The sequence below is a fragment of the Pseudoalteromonas sp. MEBiC 03485 genome, from assembly GCF_004195145.1.
Lineage (GTDB): Bacteria > Pseudomonadota > Gammaproteobacteria > Enterobacterales > Alteromonadaceae > Pseudoalteromonas > Pseudoalteromonas apostichopi.
In genome coordinates, this window is sequence record NZ_SGBT01000001.1 from 3,234,833 (window position 1) to 3,255,397 (window position 20,565).

General features: G+C 39.8%; 20 protein-coding genes. 7 read left to right on the forward strand and 13 right to left on the reverse strand.

Annotation, left to right across the window (positions count from 1 at the left end; all coding sequences use genetic code 11):
- Positions 1-53 precede the first annotated feature (53 nt).
- From EVU92_RS14930 to EVU92_RS14945, 4 genes are all read right to left on the reverse strand, one after another.
- On the reverse strand, positions 54-785 hold the full coding sequence (locus EVU92_RS14930; RefSeq protein WP_130051869.1) for an RNA methyltransferase: 732 nt from the start codon (positions 783-785) through the stop codon (positions 54-56).
- Between the two features lie 111 nt (positions 786-896).
- On the reverse strand, positions 897-1,343 hold the full coding sequence (locus tag EVU92_RS14935; RefSeq protein ID WP_130051870.1) for a flavodoxin: 447 nt from the start codon (positions 1,341-1,343) through the stop codon (positions 897-899).
- The gene (gene truC, locus EVU92_RS14940) at positions 1,330-2,103 is read right to left on the reverse strand and encodes a tRNA pseudouridine(65) synthase TruC (protein ID WP_130051871.1); all 774 of its coding nucleotides are present in this window, start codon (positions 2,101-2,103) and stop codon (positions 1,330-1,332) included. The genes EVU92_RS14935 and truC overlap by 14 nt, the downstream gene beginning before the upstream one ends.
- 1 nt (position 2,104) lies before the next feature.
- Positions 2,105-2,419 (reverse strand): YqcC family protein, encoded by a 315-nt coding sequence (locus tag EVU92_RS14945; protein ID WP_130051872.1) that lies wholly within the window; start codon positions 2,417-2,419, stop codon positions 2,105-2,107.
- Positions 2,420-2,545: 126 nt separating this feature from the next.
- On the opposite strand from EVU92_RS14945, the gene EVU92_RS14950 reads away from it, so the two are divergent.
- Positions 2,546-3,574, forward strand: coding sequence for a DUF3549 family protein (locus tag EVU92_RS14950; RefSeq protein ID WP_130051873.1), 1,029 nt, complete (start codon positions 2,546-2,548; stop codon positions 3,572-3,574).
- Complete coding sequence (locus EVU92_RS14955; protein WP_130051874.1) at positions 3,575-3,874, forward strand: DUF3301 domain-containing protein; 300 nt, start codon at positions 3,575-3,577, stop codon at positions 3,872-3,874.
- A gap of 739 nt (positions 3,875-4,613) precedes the next feature.
- Here EVU92_RS14955 and EVU92_RS14960 read toward each other — a convergent pair.
- The gene (locus EVU92_RS14960) at positions 4,614-5,261 is read right to left on the reverse strand and encodes a GNAT family N-acetyltransferase (RefSeq protein WP_130051875.1); all 648 of its coding nucleotides are present in this window, start codon (positions 5,259-5,261) and stop codon (positions 4,614-4,616) included.
- Between the two features lie 147 nt (positions 5,262-5,408).
- Here EVU92_RS14960 and EVU92_RS14965 point away from each other — a divergent pair, with 147 nt between their 5' ends.
- The 3 genes from EVU92_RS14965 (at position 5,409) to EVU92_RS14975 (ending at position 6,833) form a co-directional block, all read left to right on the forward strand.
- A complete protein-coding gene (locus EVU92_RS14965; RefSeq protein ID WP_036969581.1) occupies positions 5,409-5,639 on the forward strand; it encodes a DUF2789 domain-containing protein in 231 nt (76 codons plus the stop codon).
- 154 nt (positions 5,640-5,793) lie between these two features.
- Positions 5,794-6,060 (forward strand): hypothetical protein, encoded by a 267-nt coding sequence (locus EVU92_RS14970; protein ID WP_130051876.1) that lies wholly within the window; start codon positions 5,794-5,796, stop codon positions 6,058-6,060.
- Entirely contained in the window at positions 6,060-6,833 is a 774-nt protein-coding gene (locus EVU92_RS14975; protein ID WP_130051877.1) for a Zn-ribbon-containing protein, read from the forward strand. The genes EVU92_RS14970 and EVU92_RS14975 overlap by 1 nt, the downstream gene beginning before the upstream one ends.
- A 50-nt stretch (positions 6,834-6,883) precedes the next feature.
- Here EVU92_RS14975 and syd read toward each other — a convergent pair whose 3' ends face one another.
- Positions 6,884-7,423, reverse strand: a complete 540-nt coding sequence (gene syd, locus EVU92_RS14980; protein WP_130051878.1) for a SecY-interacting protein — start codon at positions 7,421-7,423, stop codon at positions 6,884-6,886.
- Between the two features lie 59 nt (positions 7,424-7,482).
- Here syd and queF point away from each other — a divergent pair, with 59 nt between their 5' ends.
- Positions 7,483-8,328 (forward strand): NADPH-dependent 7-cyano-7-deazaguanine reductase QueF, encoded by an 846-nt coding sequence (queF, locus tag EVU92_RS14985; RefSeq protein ID WP_130051879.1) that lies wholly within the window; start codon positions 7,483-7,485, stop codon positions 8,326-8,328.
- Between the two features lie 68 nt (positions 8,329-8,396).
- Here the strand turns inward: queF and EVU92_RS14990 are convergent, their stop codons facing one another.
- Both EVU92_RS14990 and EVU92_RS14995 read right to left on the reverse strand, forming a co-directional pair.
- Positions 8,397-9,431, reverse strand: a complete 1,035-nt coding sequence (locus EVU92_RS14990; RefSeq protein ID WP_130051880.1) for an isoaspartyl peptidase/L-asparaginase — start codon at positions 9,429-9,431, stop codon at positions 8,397-8,399.
- A 125-nt stretch (positions 9,432-9,556) separates the two neighbouring features.
- Positions 9,557-10,261, reverse strand: coding sequence for a SapC family protein (locus tag EVU92_RS14995; RefSeq protein ID WP_130051881.1), 705 nt, complete (start codon positions 10,259-10,261; stop codon positions 9,557-9,559).
- A 242-nt stretch (positions 10,262-10,503) separates the two neighbouring features.
- On the opposite strand from EVU92_RS14995, the gene EVU92_RS15000 reads away from it, so the two are divergent.
- Positions 10,504-11,214: a DUF6445 family protein gene (locus EVU92_RS15000; RefSeq protein ID WP_130051882.1), complete on the forward strand. Its 711-nt coding sequence runs from the start codon at positions 10,504-10,506 to the stop codon at positions 11,212-11,214.
- 38 nt (positions 11,215-11,252) lie between these two features.
- Here the strand turns inward: EVU92_RS15000 and EVU92_RS15005 are convergent, their stop codons facing one another.
- The 5 genes from EVU92_RS15005 to pgi all read right to left on the reverse strand — a co-directional run bounded on the left by EVU92_RS15005 (position 11,253) and on the right by pgi (position 20,355).
- A complete protein-coding gene (locus EVU92_RS15005) occupies positions 11,253-12,764 on the reverse strand; it encodes a tryptophan halogenase family protein (protein WP_130051883.1) in 1,512 nt (503 codons plus the stop codon).
- A 239-nt stretch (positions 12,765-13,003) separates the two neighbouring features.
- A complete protein-coding gene (locus EVU92_RS15010; protein WP_168990027.1) occupies positions 13,004-15,598 on the reverse strand; it encodes a TonB-dependent receptor in 2,595 nt (864 codons plus the stop codon).
- A 653-nt stretch (positions 15,599-16,251) separates the two neighbouring features.
- Entirely contained in the window at positions 16,252-16,962 is a 711-nt protein-coding gene (pgl, locus tag EVU92_RS15015; protein ID WP_130051884.1) for a 6-phosphogluconolactonase, read from the reverse strand.
- Between the two features lie 5 nt (positions 16,963-16,967).
- The gene (gene zwf / locus EVU92_RS15020) at positions 16,968-18,440 is read right to left on the reverse strand and encodes a glucose-6-phosphate dehydrogenase (protein ID WP_130051885.1); all 1,473 of its coding nucleotides are present in this window, start codon (positions 18,438-18,440) and stop codon (positions 16,968-16,970) included.
- 268 nt (positions 18,441-18,708) lie between these two features.
- The gene (gene pgi, locus EVU92_RS15025) at positions 18,709-20,355 is read right to left on the reverse strand and encodes a glucose-6-phosphate isomerase (RefSeq protein ID WP_130051886.1); all 1,647 of its coding nucleotides are present in this window, start codon (positions 20,353-20,355) and stop codon (positions 18,709-18,711) included.
- Positions 20,356-20,565: the final 210 nt, after the last annotated feature.

Sequence of the window (20,565 nt, forward strand, 5' to 3'; positions counted from 1 at the left end):
TTTTACCGATTTTTATTGTTATTCTTCAATTTAACCCATTTTAGGGTAAAAGGTTAAGCGTGGCGCTTAAAATTATCTAAAATAATACCTGTTGCCATAGCTACATTGAGCGATTCTGCTTGGCCATATGCCGGAATAGTTATTTTATCAGTAACTAAGCTTTCGCAATCAGTACGTATACCATGAGATTCACTGCCCATTAGTAATACCGCATCTTGCTTTAGAGCGGTTTTGTGGATGTTCTCGCCTTCTAAAAATGCACCATACACAGGAAGGTTTAAACTAGACAAGTAATTGCTTAAGTCAGTTTGCGAGACACACACGCGAGCAAATGAACCCATGGTTGCGCTAATAGTTTTCGGGTTATAAGCATCCGCACTGTCTGCGCTTGTAACAATATGCTTAATACCATACCAATCAGCAACACGAATAATCGTGCCCAAATTACCCGGATCCGACACACCATCAAGGGCTAAAATTAATCCCGACTTTGGTAACGATTGCTGACTTGGCATATCAACAACAGCAATGGCGGCGTTGTTACTAACGAGCGTACTGGCTTTAGTTAGGCTGTCTTCGTCTGCTTCAATGACTTGATGGGCTGCAAGCGCAGGTTGGTGCGCAGAAATAAATGCAGGGGTCGCAAAAATATGAACAACACTTAAACCACTGTTTAGTAATTCAAGTACATTTTTTTCGCCTTGAACAAGGTACTGGTTATATTGCTTTCGGTATTTCTTTTGACCTAATGCACGAATTAGTTTCAGTTGGTTTTTTGAAATCATAACAGCCTCATAAAATGATGCTCTAGTATATCACCAAGGTCACAGATTCTGTACTCGAAAAACCAAGGGGAAAGTGCCAATTGCTTATTCAATCAGCACTTTTAAGAGACACTAGCTAATTTTTGTCAGCCATTCATTTAACCATGGCTCAGTAACAGGCCAAGGCTCAAAATCTTCACAGGCATCAATTTCTAAACGATGACCAACAGGTTTTGCCTGTAAATCACGAAACAGCTCATCAAAACTGCGACCTGCGCCACAAAACGTATCGCCATAGCTACGGTCACCCATAGCAATAATGCCGTATTGCTTGCCTGTTAACATAGGGAATTGATCATTCAGTTGGCTGTATAAAGCGACTAAGTTATCAGGAATATCCCCCTGACCCGTCGTTGATGTGATCACTAAAATATGTGACGCTGCCAGCATGTCATCAACCGTGCCATTTTCAACTAATTGCGCTTGATGCTCTGACTTTTCAATGACTTCAATAACTTGTTCGCTTAAGCGCTCGGCACCGCCGTAAACACTGCCGACAAAAATACTAATGGTTGCCATAATAATCCTTTTCTTCTGTTGGCCAGCCAAGTTGCTGGCAAATCGTTAACATTGCATCGCCTAATGGCGCTTTAATTGTTATTGGTTGCTTGCTATAAGGGTGCACAAACTTTAATTCAGAGGCAAATAACATTAAACGACGAAGCTGAAAATGTTCTCTAAAAAATTGATTATGCTGATTATCACCATGATTTACATCACCAATAATTGGCAATGATAAATGCTTTAAATGACGACGAATTTGATGCTTGCGACCAGTTTTTGGAAAACACTCCACCAGCGAGTAACGAACTGTTGGGTACTTACCTATTGGAATAGGTAAGCTTGCTTGGTGCAGGCAATGAAATTGCGTTTGTGCTTCTTGCGGTGCTTTATCTTGATCAGCAAACTTATCGGCAATTTTATCAAGCTCTTCTTTTAAAGGTTTATCTAAGAAGATTGATTCGTTTAAAAAGCCTCTGACTAAAGCTAAGTAACGTTTTTCAATTTGCCCATCAATAAATAACTGGTTCATGTCACGGGCTGCTTCTGAACTTAACGCAAACAGCAATACGCCGGACGTTGGTCTATCTAAACGATGTACAGGAAACACGTGTTGACCAATTTGGTCACGCAGCATTTGCATAGCAAATTGGGTTTCGTGTTTATCTAAAAACGAACGGTGAACCAATAAACCTGACGGTTTATCAATCGCAATGTAATTTTCATCGCGGTACAAAATCGTTAACTCGTCAAATTGTGGCTTAACAATCTCTTGCATGTTAGTTATCACTTAAAAGTTGATCGAGTTTTTGTAAAACGGTAATCACATCATTTCCGCCACTGTGTTGTGCCAGCATCATTTCAGCCATAGGTGCAATTGCAAAATTACGGGGTAAAGGCTGAGCATGTGCAATTAAGGTATGCATTTTTTCAAGAAAAACAAATTGCAGCCATTGCTCAAAGGCCATAGTGTCGTGGCAAAACGGTACACTTGAATTGAGCGCACTTGGGTCAATGGCTGTTGTTTGCCAAAATGAATGGCGTTGTAATGTGGATTCTAATTCGCGCAGCAGCGCCAAAGTCTGTTGATGCATTGTAAAACTCTTAATACCTTTTTACTTAGGGAAGGTAAACAGACCCTAGTATACCCTGTTCCAAGGCGCCATGGTATGGCGTATAATTCACGACTGATATAGATTAATAACGGTAATTGAGATTTTATGACTGAGCAGATCGCCACTTTAGGGCAACTTCTGGATGCAGCAGGTACCACTTGGCGTGCCTTCGATATTGGCAGACACATCACTAAATTAGACAAAAAACAATTTCTTGCCATTGAAGAGACAAAAATCCCTTACCCATACCCGCTTGCTGGTCATGCTTGGCTTGCTATTCAATTTTGGGATGTAAAAGCGTCTAAAGAACCTTATGTATGGTTTTTAAAATTCCCACTAGATGAGCAAAGCCGCCTAGTAAGCGCAAGCCGCGACCACTTCGCGAATATGGTAATTGAAGCACTCGGCACTGAAATTACCAGTGAAAATGCCGAAGGCAAACTAGATAACAATCCGTATGTATTTACGCCAAACGCGAACAAGCTAGCAGCATTTAATGCGCAGGTTAAATGTTTACTTAAACAAAGTGCCTCACAGTATTACGAATATGCTCAGCTTTATTTTTCAGGCAAGCTTGGTTTTGATAATTGGCAAAGTGTTGCAGTACAAGGTATTGCTGATTTTGCAATGCGTTTAGATAACGACAACAACTTAGCGAACCTACAAGCAGCTTGGGGGCAATTACCTGTAGAAGTATTACAGCCGCTTAGTGCCATGCTTGAACATGTTGCAATCGAACCCGTGTTTGCAGAGCAATTGTTAGCCTATGGTTTAAATGCCATAGAGCATAAAGACGACATCGCCCTTGTCGCAGCTCTTAGAAGTTTATCAAAAACACCGGCGCAAGGTTTAACTGCACAACTTGTTGATGCTGTATTACGCTCGGATATGAACAACCACTCTGATGTACTATTAACGATTGCAGGGCGTTGTTTTAGCACGCTAGAAGACCCTGACCGCTTACATGTGTTTATGGATTGCTGTGCGCACCATACTGAGATTGAGCAGCTGTTTGTGAGTATTTTCACCGATTTAGTTGCAATTCCTAGTATTCGCCCTCACTTACTTGGTTTATTAAGACAAGAAAATCGTAGCGAAACACTCGCTCGAGCAATTGGAAGGTTATTTTCGTAAATGGCAGGTTTGTGGACACTCATCATCATTGGCAGCATCATCTATTTTTTTTGGTTAAACAGAAAAGTAGCCGAAGCTGCTAACCTTCATGCGCAGAGACAAATTGAGCAATTGAATGTGCAATTGATGAGTGTTGCTTGTAACAAACGCAGAATTGGCATTTTAAAAAGCGGTAAACCAGGCATTAAAAGCGAGTTTATTTTTGAGTTTTCAAGTGATGGACAAAGCGTGTATCAAGGTGTTTTGATCATGGAAAATGAAATGCTTAAAAGTGTAGTAATACCGCCCCATAAGATTTAAGTTGCGAGTTGCGAGTTGCGAGTTGCGAGTTGCGAGTTGCGAGTTGCGAGTTGCGAGTTGCGAGTTGCGAGTTGCGAGTTGCGAGTTGCGAGTTTTACAAATTAACTGTTACTGCGAAAAATGCAAACCCTATAAAGAACTAAGGCGTAGCTATTAGCCACGCCCCAATCTTGCTACTTCCATGATTAAGTATCCTTACTTACGCCGAAGCTGCCTTTTTATCTTTCCCCTGAACGGGTATACATCCGATACACCCACCATGCTACTTCATGTAACATTTAACACATCCTAGTGCCGTCCTCTTGCCGTCAATGGCTCTCCACTTCGTTTTCCAAACGCTCCTTTTAGCTTCCTGCTAAATTCATCCTTTGGTCAGTCCTTTTCAATCGCTCCGCGATTGTACTGCATCCTGGCAGTGTCCTCGTTCTTCCTTGCTTCCCTAGCTCTTGTCCCTTTGCTTCCTGCTAAGCATCTTGCTTTGTTGCCATAATCCTAATCCTTGGCATCAGTTCAATCATTGAACCTGTGTCTTACTGACATTGTTAAGTTTAGAGAAACGAGGAATTCTTGATAGGCATAAAAAGTAATTTTTTCCATGTCACAAAAAAGACAAAAACAATAAACCCTTTAAAATCACTAAGATGAACGATTTTAGGTACAAAAATAACAGCATTAAACTGACAATGCGCACAGCAATGTAAGACTTATCTCACATTGCTATTTCCAAAACGTCCTTTCATCAATTTGCAGCTTTAAACATCAAATCTCCTTCGACTTGATTAAAACTAAGACCCTTGAATACGTCAAACCCTTCAGAGCTAAAAAATTCACGTTGCTCAGGGCGGGTAACAAATACTGCTAACCCGCTTGCTTGATTGCTTGATTCAACTAAATCATTAAGACCACGAAGCAAATAGCGCCCTAAGCCTTGTCCCTGAAAGTGTGGGTCAACGGCAATGAAGGTTAAAAACAAATAATGACCTTTGCTCGAAAGAGCTTCACGGATAGTGCGCTCTTTTTCTATAAGCTGATTTGTCTGTAAATAGCCTGCACTGAGCATCAACTTTAAGCGCCAATGCCAATATCGTTCAGCTTGTAGTTCACTTGCAGAATCAAATACACAAGCAATCGCTTTTAATCTACTTTGCGAGTAAAGGCCTATTAATGGCTGTTTTTCTTGCCAAAAACTTGCCAGCTCTTCACGCACCAAAGCACGTAATTTAGTTTCATATTTACTTGGGCTATCTTTTTGAAAACCTAGTACATTCTGAAGAACAGGGTCATCATGATAAGCCTGATAAATAAGGCTTGCAGCAGTGCTAATATCTTCAGCACTTAGGTATTGCACACTTAAGGTTTCGGGTTCAGCAACTGTCAAAATACTCATCCTTTTATTTGTTTTATTATTTTAGTACTAGACTATAAGGTATATACCCTACTGCGATTAAAGACAAATTCAGCGTAAGTTAAACTGCTGTTCATCATCATTAAGTTCAAGCAGTAATAATTATCGCCATACACAAGGAGCAGAACTATGGATACGACAAAACATGACATTTCGACACTATTTGCACAACTTGGTTTGCCAAGCAAAGAAAGTGAAATAGATGCTTTTATAGCATCACATCAACTGTCTGATACGACCCTATTGCAGGAGGCACCTTTTTGGGATGAAGCTCAGCAACACTTTTTAGCAGAATCACTTGCTGAAGATGGTGCTTGGAGTGAAGTGATTGATGAATTAGATGCAAGGTTACGCCAGTAACTTCAGCTAACTTATTTACGAGCTCGAATTACAATTTTTAGCTCGTAAATAAGGAAAGTAATTTCACTCCACATCTATTATTGCTACCATACGCGCGCACTGCAGCCCATATACTGCGGTGCTTTTTAGTCTTTATTAAAGAGTTAACACAAAAATGAATGCCGTTGTATTTGATGCAATTAAAACCCTTCTTGATGAAGGTAAAACCCCGACAGTTGCCTTAACCAAAAGTAAGCTAACTCAACCAATGCCGATGCCTGTGATCATCGCAGCTGTTAGCCAATATAAAAACAACCCGGATTCAATTAATAATTTCATAAATAACCCGTCGAATGAACAACTAATTACACCAAAAGAAAGTCAATTGGATCGTATTGAAGCTAAATTGGATAGGTTATTAGCACTGCTTGAGAAGAAATAATGTTTGTTGTCGATCTGACTTTTGATTGCTACCAAGATACTACCTTAGAACTTGCTGAGCAGGCGATAAATCGCCTGGTCAATGCACTTCGTTTTAACGGCCAAATTATTGGTGACGAATTTCCAACCGTTTTAAAGGATGGATTTTTTATTACCCGAGTGATGTGCCCAACCGAAGATGCAATGCATCCACTCAATCATAGCCCGTTTGTAAAGCACAGTATTGAGCAATTAAACACTGCAGGATTACTAGCACCAAAAGTTAAAGTGGTCGGCCAAGACATTCACTCAAATGGCGCAGACATGTGTAATGACCCCTCATGCTATATTTTATATACCACTTATGTTCACACCTGCAGCCCTCTTTATTGCGGTGATGACTTTTTACCCGTACCGTTATTTCGTATTCCGGCGATTGCCAATGGCGATTACAAAACACTGATAAAATGGCAAGAAGACTGGCAAGCATGCGATCAAATTCAGATTAATGGTGCTACCCGTTGTGAATTTCCTGCTCTTGAAGAGCTGACTAGCATCAACAGTGACTTATATCGCCGTGGTCGCGATATCACTAAGCGTATTAGTTACTTAACAAAGAAGCCGGTTTATTATTATTTATATCGTGTTGGCGGAGTGGATAAAGAGTCAGAGCTAAAACGTCGCTGCCCAAGCTGTGATGGCGACTGGAAATTATCTGAACCTTGGTTTGGTTTATTTGATTTTTGTTGTGAGCCTTGCGGTATTGTTTCTAATATCTCGTGGGATTTTCAATAACTTGCTTTCAAACACAAAAAAGGGGCGATAGCCCCTTTTTAACCAAACAGTTAAACCGTTACTTTATCTAAAAATTCACTAATGCTATTTGCTAACACATGATGTGGTTTCTTACCTACGTATTCTAAGCAAACCTCACCGCTTTCTACTAGCACAGTAATAAGTAAATCATCTTGTTCTGTCAGGCCAATAAACACCGTTTCTGGTTGCTTTAACTTACGCTTCATCAGCACGTGACCGGTAATATTTTGCTGTAAGCGGCTAAAATCATCTTCATTCCATGCTTGGAGCAGTTCAATGTGATGATCATCAACACTCAATAACAAATTACCCGCATATAAATGACCAAACAATGGGTTTAAGTCATCAGGAAAAGATAACTCAAGCGCTTTGGCTAAGTCATCTAAACTTCCGGCAGGTTGCTGTGGGACTGCACACCACTGAATAAGACCCTGCTCATCAACCTCGCCCTGCTCACATGGACTTGGCCATGCTGTATCATGTTCAATAACAGGAAGCTTTCCTGTGCGTTCTAGGCATTTTTCACTAAATGCTTGATGTAACTTATCTAATTTTGTAGAAACAGACATACTGCGAAACTCATTGGCTTTAGGTATAATGCCTCCATTGTAACTACAAAAGTGTAAAGATGACAGATTACAGCAACTCACCCGAACTGAAAAACAGTGTTCTTGGTAAAAGCACAGAGTACGTAGATACCTATACACCAAGCTTATTGTTTCCTATTGCCCGCAAACTAAACCGTGATGCATTAGGGGTTAGCGAAGATAACTTACCATTTAAAGGTCAAGATATTTGGACTGGCTATGAATTATCGTGGCTAAATAGCAAGGGTAAGCCTATGGTCGCTGTGGCAATATTTGTATTTCCTTGCCAAAGCAGTCACATCATTGAGTCAAAATCATTCAAGCTATATCTGAATAGTTTTAATCAGACACGTTTTGCAGCTATTGAAGATGTACACCACGCGCTTAGTAAAGACTTGTCAGAGGCCGTGAATGCGCCTGTTACGGTTAATTTATACCAAGCAGACGATTTCAACTGTTTACCATTTACAGCGTTACCGGGAGAATGTATCGATGACCTTGATATCGAAATTACGAGCTATGATATTGATGCAAGCTCACTTCGCCACCATGGTGATGACATTGTCTCAGAAACACTGCACAGCCATTTACTAAAATCGAACTGTTTGATCACCTCACAGCCAGATTGGGCTAGTGTGATTATTCGTTATAAAGGCCAAGCAATTTGCCATGAAGCCTTATTAAAATATTTGATTTCGTTTCGTACTCATAACGAATTTCATGAGCAATGCGTAGAGCGTATTTACTGTGATTTAATGCAACAGCTAAATCTCGAAGAGCTTGAAGTATATGCCCGCTATACACGCCGAGGCGGTTTAGATATCAATCCTTATCGCTCAACGAATCAAGACGAAACACCATTCAAAGTGAAGATTAATCGCCAATAAATCCTTATTAGCAATAAAAAACCGAGTTACAAACTCGGTTTTTTATGTCTGGCACCTACTGAATGCCATTATTCGCCTTTAAAAATACCCACATAAGTTGGTGATGTATTTGATTTACTCGCACGATACATTCCGGCAGTGTTAAACGGCAAACTAATATTACCTTTGGTATCAATGATGATCACTCCACCAGTACCACCCACTGGCATTAAAACATCATGGATCACTTCGTTACCTGCTTCAACAATAGTTTTACCTTGGTATTTTACGCGAGCACAAATGTCTGCTGCCACATTGTAACGAATGAAATACTCACCATGGCCGGTTGCAGATACTGCACATGATTCGTTCTCAGCAAAGGTACCTGCACCAATTACTGGTGCGTCGCCTACTCTGCCAAAGCGTTTTGCCGTCATACCACCGGTTGAAGTACCTGCAGCAATATTGCCGTTTTTATCAAGTGCAACCGCACCTACCGTACCCATTTTATAATTAACTGGTAGCGCTTTGTGTGCTGCTTGGTAATCTTTGCTCGTTACTTTTTGTTTATCGAGTTTTTCTTTCGCTTTTAATAACGCTTTGTAGCGATTTTCTGTATCGAATAGGTTGTTTTCAACCAGCGGCATACCTTGCGTTTTTGCAAACTCTTCTGCACCTTGACCACTGAGCATGACATGCACTGATTTTTCCATCACTAGGCGAGCAAGATTGATGGGGTTTTCAATATGTTTAACCCCAGCAACAGCACCTGCTTGGCGCGTACGGCCATCCATAATTGATGCGTCAAGCTCATGGGCACCATCATAGGTATATACAGCACCGCGACCGGCGTTAAAATACGGAGAGTTCTCAAGTACATTAATTGCCGCGGTGATGGCATCTAGGCTCTCGCCGCCTTTTTCAAGCACGGTATAGCCTGTTTCTACTGCTTCTTTTAATTTCGCGCGATAAGCTTTTTCTTGCTCTGGAGTAAAGCGGCTCTTTTCAATCGTCCCTGCACCGCCATGAATGGCAATAGCAAAGGGCTGCTCGGCACTGTGACTTAAGGTACTTAATGATAATGCGCTAAGCGCAATGGCTGAGGTGAGTAATGTTTTTAGCATAGGGGCACTTATATTTCTTTTAGTTGTAAGCCCAATGTGAATAATTCGGCGCTGCTTTTCAAGCATTAACCGATGAAAGAAACAAAAAAAGCGCCTAATGGCGCTTTTTCTTTAGCAGTTTAAAATTAAGCTTTTGCTGCTTTTAAACGTGCTAAACGAGCTACTTGGTGAGTAGACGTTAAGAAAGAGTAGATAGGTGCTAAATAGCCACGTTTACGAAGATCTAAGAACTCTTCATCGCTTAGTGAGTTAAGTTTTTTCTCATCAACAAGGTAAATACCGTTGATGTCTTTTTTCTCACCTTTGATTTCTACAGTTAGCGTTTGTGCAACAAGTAGTTCTTTATCTGCAAGGTATTTAGTGAATGCTTCAGTTACCTGAGAAAACTCAATGAAAGAAACAAGTGCTTCTTTACGACGCTTAAGGTATTCAGTTTCTTCACCGTTTTCGAAAAGTGCGTTACCCGTTTCTTCGCTTACAAGCGGGCTTGCTTCGTCGATTACAATACCAAACTGATCAGCTTCTGGGTGCTTAACAAGACCAAGAGGGTAACGAGTCATAGACATAGGTGCAAATGCAGCTGTCCATTTATCATCTTGAATGAAAAGGTTTTCGCCTGGCTCTAGACCAAATAAAGCAACTGCTTGGAATTGGCCTGATTCGTTGTTTTTAACAAATGCCATTGGGAATTCATTTGCCATGCGTGCAAATTCGTGTGCAACCACAGGTACTAAGTGCTGAGTTTTCATGAACTCAATGTTGATGCCATTTTGAACTTTAATGTTGGCATGTTTTTCGTTATGTAAAGGCTGTACTTGTTGCTCCGCCATGATACTGCTCCATTAATTTTATATATGTTTTTGCTGTTAGTGCCCAAAGCCTATAGGTTTTGGCAACAAAAAGGAAGTGAAAATTTTGTGGCAGTTTGTACATTATAAATTAACAAATTTAGCTACCTTATCAATTAACCTTAAACGGCGAAAAAACAAACTATAACCATGCAAATATTATCACTCATAAGCCACTATTTTTGTTAGTATATTCAATAATTATGGAATGAGTGAGGCAAACAATGGAAGGCTATCAATTAAATAAAGACTATAAAGTAAGCAGTGTATTCATTACTGAAATTAATGAAGCAGTGTTCATTATTGATGACTTTTTAAAATACCTAGAGCCAGTTTATCACTTTGCCGCAAATACTGCGTACTTTCAGCCTCTTGGTAGTGATGGAACACTCTACCCAGGCAAGCGTGATGAAATGCCAGCCCCCTATTATCGTGCTTTTGAGCAGTTAATTAGCGAGCTTTTAGAGCATGGAACTATTACAAGTGGTAAAAACAATTTATATCTCCATCGCTGCAAACTTTCACTAGTTACTCAAAATGCAAATGAATTAAATACGTTGCAGCGTATGCCACATATTGATTCAACCGATGATAAAACATTTGCAGCTGTGCATTATTTGTCTCCAAAAGAATGGGGTGGCACAGGGATATACAAATACTTACCCGATAACATTATTAAAGTGACAGCCGATAATCAAAATAGTGTGCATCAAATGATTGCTGATACAGAAAAACACAGCGCAACTCATCAAGGTTACTTAAATGAAACAACAGAGCTTTTTGAAAAAGTGATTAATATAGAAGCCAAAGTGAATAGACTAGTAATTTATAAGAGTAACTTACTGCATAGCGCAGCTCTTTTTAATACCAAAAAGTATAGTAATGACATAAACAACAGCCGATTATCTGTCTCTTCTTTTTTTAGAATAGAATGAACTGGCTAGCTTTGATAGCCAGATCATCTAAGTGAAATTTAGTACTTCTGTAAGCCAAATTTCTTTATTTTATCTAACAGCTCCCTGTGCTCAGGTAGCTCATTCAATAACTGCTTTATGCGTTGCTGTTTAAATTCAGCAACTTGTTGATTGTCGCTCTGCTTGGTTTGCTGCCTTGCCGGTACATAATGCATACCAAACAGTACATATAAGTAGTTTTCTAAGTCAAATAAATCGAACTTACTGGCAAAGTCTTCTCGTACCGGTGTAAAGCGCTGCCAGCGTGCTAGGTTACTTTTTAGTTTTTCTGATAACTGGTCGGTTTTTTTGTTATCACGCCAAAAGGCCGAGTCAGTTCTATCCGAAATACAGTAATGCATTTTTATAAAATCAAAGGTTTGTTGCCATACATAATTAACATGCTGATTGTAATCATCAGCAACTAAGTTAATATCATCTCGGGTACGAGGAAAGCGTTTGGCTAATAACCCCGCAGAAAAATCTGCAATTAAAATGGCTGTGGCTTCAAGTGGCTCAACAAACCCTTGCGACAACCCTACGGCGACACAGTTTTTGTGCCACATTTTTTCTCTGTGCCCTACTTTCATCGGGATCTTTCTTGGCGTTAAGTGCTCAAATTTGTTACCTAAGTAACGATGTAACTTTTCATGAGCTTGTTCGTCGCTCATATACTTAGATGAATAAACAAAACCCACTCCCCTTCGCTCTGTAAGCGCAATATCCCAAATCCACCCTGCTTGATGTGCCGTTGCAATTGTGTAGGGCGGTATTTCATCATCGCTTTGTGTAGGCACTTGCAATGTGATTGCAGTATCAGTTAATAAGCTATCTGATTTATCAACAAAACCAACTCCCAGCTTTTGTCCTATAAAGGCAGCCGAAAAACCAGAGCAATCGATAATAAAGTCAAACTGCAAGGCAGTACCTTCTGAGTCGATTAGGTGTGTAATGAAGCCATGCTCATCACAGGTGACATCTTTAATTTCTGCAAACAGGTGTTTAACAGCAAAATGTTGCGTGGCATGACTTCCTAAGAATGCAGCAAACTTTTTAGCATCAAAATGATAGGCATAACCGTTGACACCGGCATATTGTGGAGTCGCAATTGTTTTTGGTGCTAAATTATTTTCACAGCACGCATGCTGCTTAGAAACAAACTCAGCGTAATCATTACCGCTTCCTTCAGCAAGCCACTGCTGTGTTAACTGCTCACCAAAAATATGTGGGTGATCAAATAAATGATGGTAAAAGTTAGCACCATGTTTGTGTTTATCTAGCCAATTTACAAACTTGATTGACTGCTTAAAAGTAACATCACATTCATTGATAAAGTCACTTTCACTGATACCAAACTTTTGTAAAGAGTTACGCATCGAAGGAACTGTACCCTCACCAACCCCGATGCTGGCAATATTAGGTGACTCGATTAATGTAATTTCAATGCCACTTTGTAACAGTGCATGACCTAAATGGTTAGCAGCTAACCAACCTGCGGTCCCGCCACCAACAATTGCGATTTTTTTTATCATTTATACTCGCCCACTTTTTATACCAATTCGCTTAATTAAATGGTCTTTTTTGAGGCAATAAAACCTCGTTGATAACAAGGCAAAAATTTCGTTATTTAGTCGTTCTAAATCAGAAATTTTTAACGCAGGTAGCGACAGGTTTAATCCCTCAAAATAACTAAGTATTATTGCGGATTGGTATTACTCACAAAAAAGCCCAGTACGAGCTGGGCTTTCTTAATTTCGTTATCTAAATCAAATTAGAAACGTAGTGATACACCTAGCTTGTAGCGTGCTTCACCTTCAAAGCTCCAAGCTGGGTAGCCGTTACGAAGCTCTGGAACAACTTCTGCATCTGAAGGAGCAACACCGATTTGTACGCTATCTTCTTCAGTTAAGTTAACAGCTTCAAACGTTACGTCAATATTATCAGTTACGCTGTAGTTAGCACTGAAATCAAGTGTACCGTATGATTGGTGCTCACGGTTACCGTAGAAGCCTGGAAGCTCACGAATCATGTACTCTGAACGCCAGTTATAAGCTAAACGAGCTGAGTAAGTATCTGTTTCATAGTAACCCACAAGATTCACAGTATGCTTAGACGAATCTGAGAATAATGGGATCATATCTGGGTAGTTTTCAGCTTCTGATGGTGCATCAACAAATGTGTAGTTTGCTGAGTAACCAAAGCCACTATCAAAGCCATCTTGAATTTGTAGCTCGATACCTTCGATTTGACCACCACTTGCATTTAGCTTAGTAGATAGAGTCCAGTTATCACCTTGAGTATCAGGGTCCACGACACCAATTTGTTGATTTAAGATTTGGCTTGAGGTAACAAATGATGTGATGTCTTTGAAGAAGTAAGTTGCACTTACCATACCATCACCATCAAAGTACCACTCAATACCTAAATCAGCTTGAGTTGCTTTGAATGGGTTAAGACCAACGTTACCTTTAGTTAGTACCTCATTATTTGCTGTACCATCAGCGTAACCTGCAAAAGATGATGCAGAGAACATATCAGTGTAGTTAGGACGTGCAATAACTTGTGCTGCAGAGGTACGTAAAATAACATCTTCAGCTAAATCAAATGCGATATTGATGCTAGGTAATACGTCGTTGTAGCTTGCTTTATCAGTACTAAGTGAACTCTCGTACTCACCGTTTGCAAAACCGTAGTAATCTGACTCTGCATCTGTTGAGATATAACGTAAACCGAAGTTACCGCGGATAGATTCTGCAGAGAATTCAGCCATTGCGTAAACTGCAAAGTTTTCTTCTTCGATTGTACCGTAACCTGAACGATATACAGCTGAATCATTATCGAAGCTTGAAATTGCAGCACGTGCATCAGCTACCATCTTGTCAAAATCTGGCTCTGGTAAAGTGAAACCAGCACCTGATGACATAGTACCTGAGTAGTAAGTCTCACCATCGCCACTAGGTAATGTATCAACTAAAGTAGTTGAGTAAGTTTCTTGTTTTACTTCGTGGTCTGCCCAACGGAAACCTGTTTTGATTGCAGTAATAGCACCAAAGTCTACAGGGAAAGATAGATCAACCTGTGCATATGTTTCTTCATCTGTGTTAGGTTGTTTTTTCAGAGCCCAACCAGCTGGAGATAATGGACCTGCAAAGTCTGATGGTTCAAAGTACTTGTTATTAATATCAATTTTTATCACATCGCCAGTTGCATCATAAGTACCAGCATAATCAGATGGAACACCAATGAAGTTACCGTAGTTTGCAGTTAGGTCTGTACCACCTTCTGATTCAGTTGTACCGAAACGACCTTTTAATGTGAAATTTTCACCTTCGTATTTAAGGCTGAAATCAGCTGTGTCAGATGACATGCTTGCAATACGTGCCCAAGTTTGAGTCCAACCCGGGTTTGCACCTTCACCAGTACGACGGTAGAAAGTACATGTACCAGATGCATTTGTTTGCTCACATGCAGCTTCTTTGTCGTCTGGGAACATCACGAAGTTTGAGGTGTTTGCATTGTTTGCATCTAACTCAAGGCTCATAATGTTTAAGCCTAACTCTAGGTTTTCTGTAGGACGATATTGGAAAGTTGCATTTAGTGCAGTACGCTCACGTTCTTGTTGGAACGTAGTAGGCACAATATCACCCCAGCCGATAAGTGACTCAATACCGTTACGTTGATAATTTGTTTCTGCCCAAGATACTGAACCTAGTAAACCGAATGTTTCCTCATCATTTTTCCAGCTAAACAAACCAGAAACTTGAGGATCTGTTTCTTCAGAGATTGTGCCGTAATCGCCTTTTACACTTAAGAAAGTCGTACCAGCGTCAAGATCAAGCGGCTTACGAGTGTTAACGATAACCGTACCACCAACACCACCTTCTACAACGTCAGCTTGAGAAGATTTATAAACTTGGATTTCACCAACTAGTTCAGGTGGTAAAAGTGTGTAGTTGAAACTACGGTCGATTGATTGTTGGTCATACCAACCTGTTGATGCAACAGTTTGACCGTTTAAAAGTGTGCGTGTTAATTGGCTTGAAGCACCACGAATCGACACTTGTTGACCTTGACCGAATTGACGATTAACTGCAACACCTGAAATACGACCAAGTGCTTCACCTACATCGCCATCAGGAAACTTACCAATATCTTCAGCAGAAACAGCATCGACAACGCTGTCAGCAAAGCGCTTAGTATTCATTGAAGCTTCAAGTGAACGGCGAATACCGCGGACTTCAATTACTTCAACATCTTCTTGAACTTTAGTTTCTTCTGCTGCGTATGCAGCACCAGTGAACCCAGCACTCATTACGAGGCCGATATTAACTGCTAATAAGCTTTTCTTAAAATTTTTAGCTAACACAGGATTCCCCTTGAATCATTTTGTTGGTTTTTTATATCACTTCTGCCCAGTGATGATGACAACGCTGTCATCTAGTAACAAACCATACACTCTAAATTACATTTGTGCTACATCTTTTTGGTTAATTTGTGCAAAAAATTTACAACAAAATAATCAAGTTATTGATATAACTAATGTTTAATATTGAGTTTTTAAGAATTGTTACAAATAAACGGCGCAAATATAGCATGACTGTTATCGCAGATGAAAAGACCTGAGGAGTGAGATTTTGACAATAACTAAAAATAACATCTATTTTTGTAAGCTTTAGTTTCCACTGAGCAATTATTAACCATAACTAAAAGTTATATAAAACCTTTTAACTAACAATAAATTAGCTTAATAAACTTGCTTGTTTCCAAAAGCATGCTGTCATGGACAAATTTTTTTAACTTTTTCTGGGCAGAATGAGCTAAAGGAATACTGAGAATAAAAATCAATAACAATGACAGCGTTGTCATTTTTAATTATATAGAGCCCTTTTGTTCTTGTCTAACACTTTATAGCGTTATTTAAAGAAAGCGTATTGATTCAAATGAATCACAAAAAGTGATTATTTAAAAACAAAAAAGCGAGCATAACAGCTCGCTTTTAAAGTTAGGTTTAATCTGCTTTTAAGGGGCCCAATAAACTTCAATATTGATATGTGGGTGATTCAATACTGCACGTAAAGGCATATCAGCAACTGCCCCCCCCTCTTTCGCTTGCTTATAAACAGCCAGTTTTTCTTCACCGCTAATTAAAAGCTTCACTACTTTAGAATCTGCGATAGCAGATAAAGTTAACGTCATACGCTCGGTGATTTTACCAGTCACATCACTTTCAATAGCGTTAATTGCACATACTAAATCATCTGTCGCAAGGCCGTGTTCTAGACCTTCAGCATGAGGGAAAAGAGAAGCCGTATGACCATCAGGACCCATGCCTAAAATTGTCACATCAAAAGGACGCTTTAATGCTTTGTATGCAGCTTCACATTCAGCTACACCGTTTTGTGCCGTTAATGCGTCATTTTTCATTGTTACAAAATTAGCTGCAGCGCCATGGTTTTGTAATAGCGTGCTTTTGATAAAAGCTTCATTACTTTTTTCATGATCAGCATCAACCCAACGCTCATCAACCATAGCAACATCAATGTTTGCCCAGTCAAGGTCAAGGTTTGATAAGTGTTTATAAGCAGGTGCTGGCGATGAGCCACCCGATACCATCAGTACCGCGCGACCATCTTCTTTAATACCTGCAACAAGGCTTTGCTCAAGGCTTGAAGAAAGCTCAGCTGTTAATTCGTCTTTGTTTGCAAAGAATTTTTCAACAATTGTTGCCATCTTAATTACGCCTTATCGCCTGTGTTAAACCATACATGGTTGTTTTCTTCTAACAATTCATCAGCATCTTCTGGGCCCCATGTACCTGCACGGTATAAAGATGGTGCACCTTTTTCTTGCCAACGTTCAATGATTGGGTCGATCCACTTCCATGCCTGACGAACTTCATCACGGTGAATAAACAGTGATGGATTATTTGCAGCTGCATCTAACATTAAGCGCTTATAAGCATCAGAATGGAAACCATTACTGTATGCCTGTGATAACTCAATGTTCATCGTCACTGGTTCTAATTGCATCTCAAGATTATCAAGGCGCTTAGACATCAGTGTTAATTGAATTGTTTCTTCAGGTTGTAGGCGAATAACAAGACGATTTGGCTCAATATTACCTACATTGTCTGTATAAACATTGTGTGAAACTTTTTTGTATTCAACAACGATTTCAGCACAACGCTTTTTCATACGTTTACCAGTACGTAGGTAGAAAGGCACGCCAGCCCAACGCCAGTTGTCGATATGCGCACGAATAGCAACGAAAGTTTCTGTTTTACTTGCGCCTTCGTTTAGCTCTTCTAAATAACCAGGGACGATTTTACCGTCTAAGTTACCTGGCACATACTGACCACGAACAATGTTCGCATCCACATCTTCAGCCACTAACGGACGTAACGACTCAAGTACTTTCAGTTTTTCAGTGCGGATACTGTTAGCATTTAATTTGTTTGGTGATTCCATCGCTACTAGGCAAAGTAATTGTAGCAAGTGGTTTTGTACCATATCACGTAATGCACCCGCTTTATCGTAGAAACCAGCGCGGCTTTCTAAACCAACAGTTTCCGATAGGCTGATTTGGATGTTATCGATTGATTTAGCATCCCACAGGTTTTCAAACAGTGAGTTTGAAAAACGCAATGCCATTAGGTTTTGTACAGTTTCTTTACCTAAATAGTGGTCAATGCGGAAAATTTGTTCTTCACTAAAGTACTCTGCAATTTTCGCATTAATGGCTTCAGCTGATTCACCACAGTAACCAATTGGTTTTTCAACAACAACACGTGATGTTTCTGTGATCAGGCCTTTCTTAGATAAGATTTCACAGCAGCTACCGTATACTGCAGGCGGTAATGAAAGGTAAAAAACACGAGACTTATCAGCGTCGTGTTCATTAAGGATATCTCTTAGTTTATCCCAGTCATCATCTGCTTCAGTCACATTTGATACAACTGGCACAAGGTAAGCAGAAAAAGCTTTCCAATCTTTTGCGTTGTATTCACCTTTACCTAAAAAGTCCTGTAAGGCTTTGTGCGCTGTTTCGATATATTCTTTACGTTTGCTTTCTTCGCGTACCGTAGGCAGGATACGAGAACCTTGAGGAAGGTTGCCCTCTTGATAAGCGCGATACATTGCAGGAAGTAACTTGCGTAGCGCAAGATCACCGCCACCCCCAAAAATTACGATATCAAATGGATTTAACATATATCACTCTCTACATTGGCAATGCCATGTTAATCGACTCATTCAGTATGGCAGTGCGTGTTGTTATCTGGTTGATTGGCTGTGTTAGATGATCCCTTTAACAAAGCCTGTTGAATTTGTTTGTAAGTAGCTCACTCATTATTCTTATGTTGGCTGAAGTAAATGAGTCTTAGGGGCTCTGTAAATCCTCTCACAAAAATACAGGCCCTAAGAACTCCAGCGCTACCCGTTCAAAGGTATTCTGTTTGCAGCAGCTGCTGCGAATCTGTTACTGCTTACGATGTGTCTTATAGTAAGCGATCAGTCCGTTGGTTGAGCTATCGTGTGGATGACTAATTGAGTCATCAAATAGTTCAGCTTCAATTTTCGAGGCAAGTCCTTTACCTAGCTCTACACCCCATTGGTCAAATGAACAGATTTCTAAAATAATGCCTTGGCAGAAAATTTTGTGCTCATAAAGCGCAATTAAACGTCCTACCGTTTTCGCATCAACTTTATCTAATAACATTGACGTTGTTGGGCGATTGCCTTGGTGAATCTTGTGATTCAATAATTCTGCAATTTCTGCTTCAGATTTACCTTTTGCGGTCAAATCAGCAGTGACTTGCTCTGCATCAACACCGGCCATCATCGCTTCGGTTTGTGCAAAGAAGTTTGATAATAAAATATCATGGTGCTTACCAACATTTACTTGCGGCTCAATTGAAGCAATAAAGTCAGCAGGCACAATTACATTACCTTGGTGCAGACATTGGTAAAATGCGTGTTGGCCATTGATACCTGTCATACCCCAAATAATAGGAACCGTCGTATAAGGAACAGTTTCACCAGCAAAAGTAACATGCTTACCGTTACTTTCCATTTCACCTTGCTGTAAATACGCAGGTAACATGTGTAATGCTTGGTCATACGGTAAAATTGCTTGTGCGGTATAACCTAAAAAGCTAGTGTTCCATACACTTAAAAGCGCCATTAACAATGGTACGTTATTTTCAAATTCAGCATTTTTAAAATGCTCATCAATTTCAAACGCACCTTCTAGGATCTCTTCGAACGCGTCGAAGCCTAGGTACAAGGCGATTGGTAATCCTATCGCACTCCATAAAGAAAAGCGACCGCCTACCCAATCCCACATTGTGAATACGTTTTCATCAGCGATACCAAAGGCCGCTGTTTTTTCTAAATTGGTGCTTACAGCAACAAAGTGCTTAGCAATATGCTCTTGAGCTTGGGCTGTTTGTAGAAACCACTCAACAGCCGATTTAGCGTTAGTCATAGTTTCTGAGGTCGTAAACGTTTTAGATGAGATAACAAATAATGTTGTTTCAACGTCTAAACCTTGTAAAACAGATGCAATCTGAACACCATCAACATTAGATACATAGTGAACATTTAATGTGTCATCAGCATAAGCAGCAAGCGCTTCTGTTGCCATTTGCGGACCTAGGTTTGAACCACCCACACCAATTGCAACAACATCTTTCACAGCTTTACCTGTGTAGCCTAACCACTCACCACTGCGCACTTTGCTAACAAACGCTTTCATTTTAGCAAGCTCTGCGTTAACAGCGTCCGTTACATTTTCGCCATCAACCATTACAGCAGTGTTAGCGCGGTTACGTAAAGCAGTATGAAGTACAGCACGGTCTTCAGTAATGTTAATTTTCTCACCACTGAACATTTTGTCTCGCCATGCGCTAATGTCACACTCTTTCGCTAAAGCAATTAATTGTTCAAAAACAGTTTTATTAATTTGTTGTTTCGAGTAATCGAATAATACACCTGGGATCTGAGCAGAGAATTGCTCGAAACGCGTGCTATCTTTGGCAAATAAATCTTTAAGATGAATTTGTTTCATCTTTTTGGCACTTTCAGATAGTGCTTGCCAACTAGCTAATTGCGAACGGCTGCTCATATATATAATCCCCTAAAAACTTGCAACAAACTGATTTTTAAATATCTTTTTATTAATGTTGAATAAAGACAGCAATAAAAAATAAGATGAAAATTAACACTAAGTCAAAATGACAACGCTGTCAATGCTCTACTTTTACATTTTATAGTCGAGATAATAGCGCAATTTTTCTCTTTTGACACCGGTATCATAAAAATTATCTCAATTATT

Bases quoted from the DNA above. Each gene is read 5' to 3' on its own strand.
- EVU92_RS14930 (WP_130051869.1), bottom strand. From the start codon at position 785: ATGATTTCAAAAAACCAACTGAAACTAATTCGTGCATTAGGTCAAAAG.
- EVU92_RS14935 (WP_130051870.1), bottom strand. From the start codon at position 1,343: ATGGCAACCATTAGTATTTTTGTCGGCAGTGTTTACGGCGGTGCCGAG.
- truC (WP_130051871.1), bottom strand. From the start codon at position 2,103: ATGCAAGAGATTGTTAAGCCACAATTTGACGAGTTAACGATTTTGTAC.
- EVU92_RS14945 (WP_130051872.1), bottom strand. From the start codon at position 2,419: ATGCATCAACAGACTTTGGCGCTGCTGCGCGAATTAGAATCCACATTA.
- EVU92_RS14950 (WP_130051873.1), top strand. From the start codon at position 2,546: ATGACTGAGCAGATCGCCACTTTAGGGCAACTTCTGGATGCAGCAGGT.
- EVU92_RS14955 (WP_130051874.1), top strand. From the start codon at position 3,575: ATGGCAGGTTTGTGGACACTCATCATCATTGGCAGCATCATCTATTTT.
- EVU92_RS14960 (WP_130051875.1), bottom strand. From the start codon at position 5,261: ATGAGTATTTTGACAGTTGCTGAACCCGAAACCTTAAGTGTGCAATAC.
- EVU92_RS14965 (WP_036969581.1), top strand. From the start codon at position 5,409: ATGGATACGACAAAACATGACATTTCGACACTATTTGCACAACTTGGT.
- EVU92_RS14970 (WP_130051876.1), top strand. From the start codon at position 5,794: ATGAATGCCGTTGTATTTGATGCAATTAAAACCCTTCTTGATGAAGGT.
- EVU92_RS14975 (WP_130051877.1), top strand. From the start codon at position 6,060: ATGTTTGTTGTCGATCTGACTTTTGATTGCTACCAAGATACTACCTTA.
- syd (WP_130051878.1), bottom strand. From the start codon at position 7,423: ATGTCTGTTTCTACAAAATTAGATAAGTTACATCAAGCATTTAGTGAA.
- queF (WP_130051879.1), top strand. From the start codon at position 7,483: ATGACAGATTACAGCAACTCACCCGAACTGAAAAACAGTGTTCTTGGT.
- EVU92_RS14990 (WP_130051880.1), bottom strand. From the start codon at position 9,431: ATGCTAAAAACATTACTCACCTCAGCCATTGCGCTTAGCGCATTATCA.
- EVU92_RS14995 (WP_130051881.1), bottom strand. From the start codon at position 10,261: ATGGCGGAGCAACAAGTACAGCCTTTACATAACGAAAAACATGCCAAC.
- EVU92_RS15000 (WP_130051882.1), top strand. From the start codon at position 10,504: ATGGAAGGCTATCAATTAAATAAAGACTATAAAGTAAGCAGTGTATTC.
- EVU92_RS15005 (WP_130051883.1), bottom strand. From the start codon at position 12,764: ATGATAAAAAAAATCGCAATTGTTGGTGGCGGGACCGCAGGTTGGTTA.
- pgl (WP_130051884.1), bottom strand. From the start codon at position 16,962: ATGGCAACAATTGTTGAAAAATTCTTTGCAAACAAAGACGAATTAACA.
- zwf (WP_130051885.1), bottom strand. From the start codon at position 18,440: ATGTTAAATCCATTTGATATCGTAATTTTTGGGGGTGGCGGTGATCTT.
- pgi (WP_130051886.1), bottom strand. From the start codon at position 20,355: ATGAGCAGCCGTTCGCAATTAGCTAGTTGGCAAGCACTATCTGAAAGT.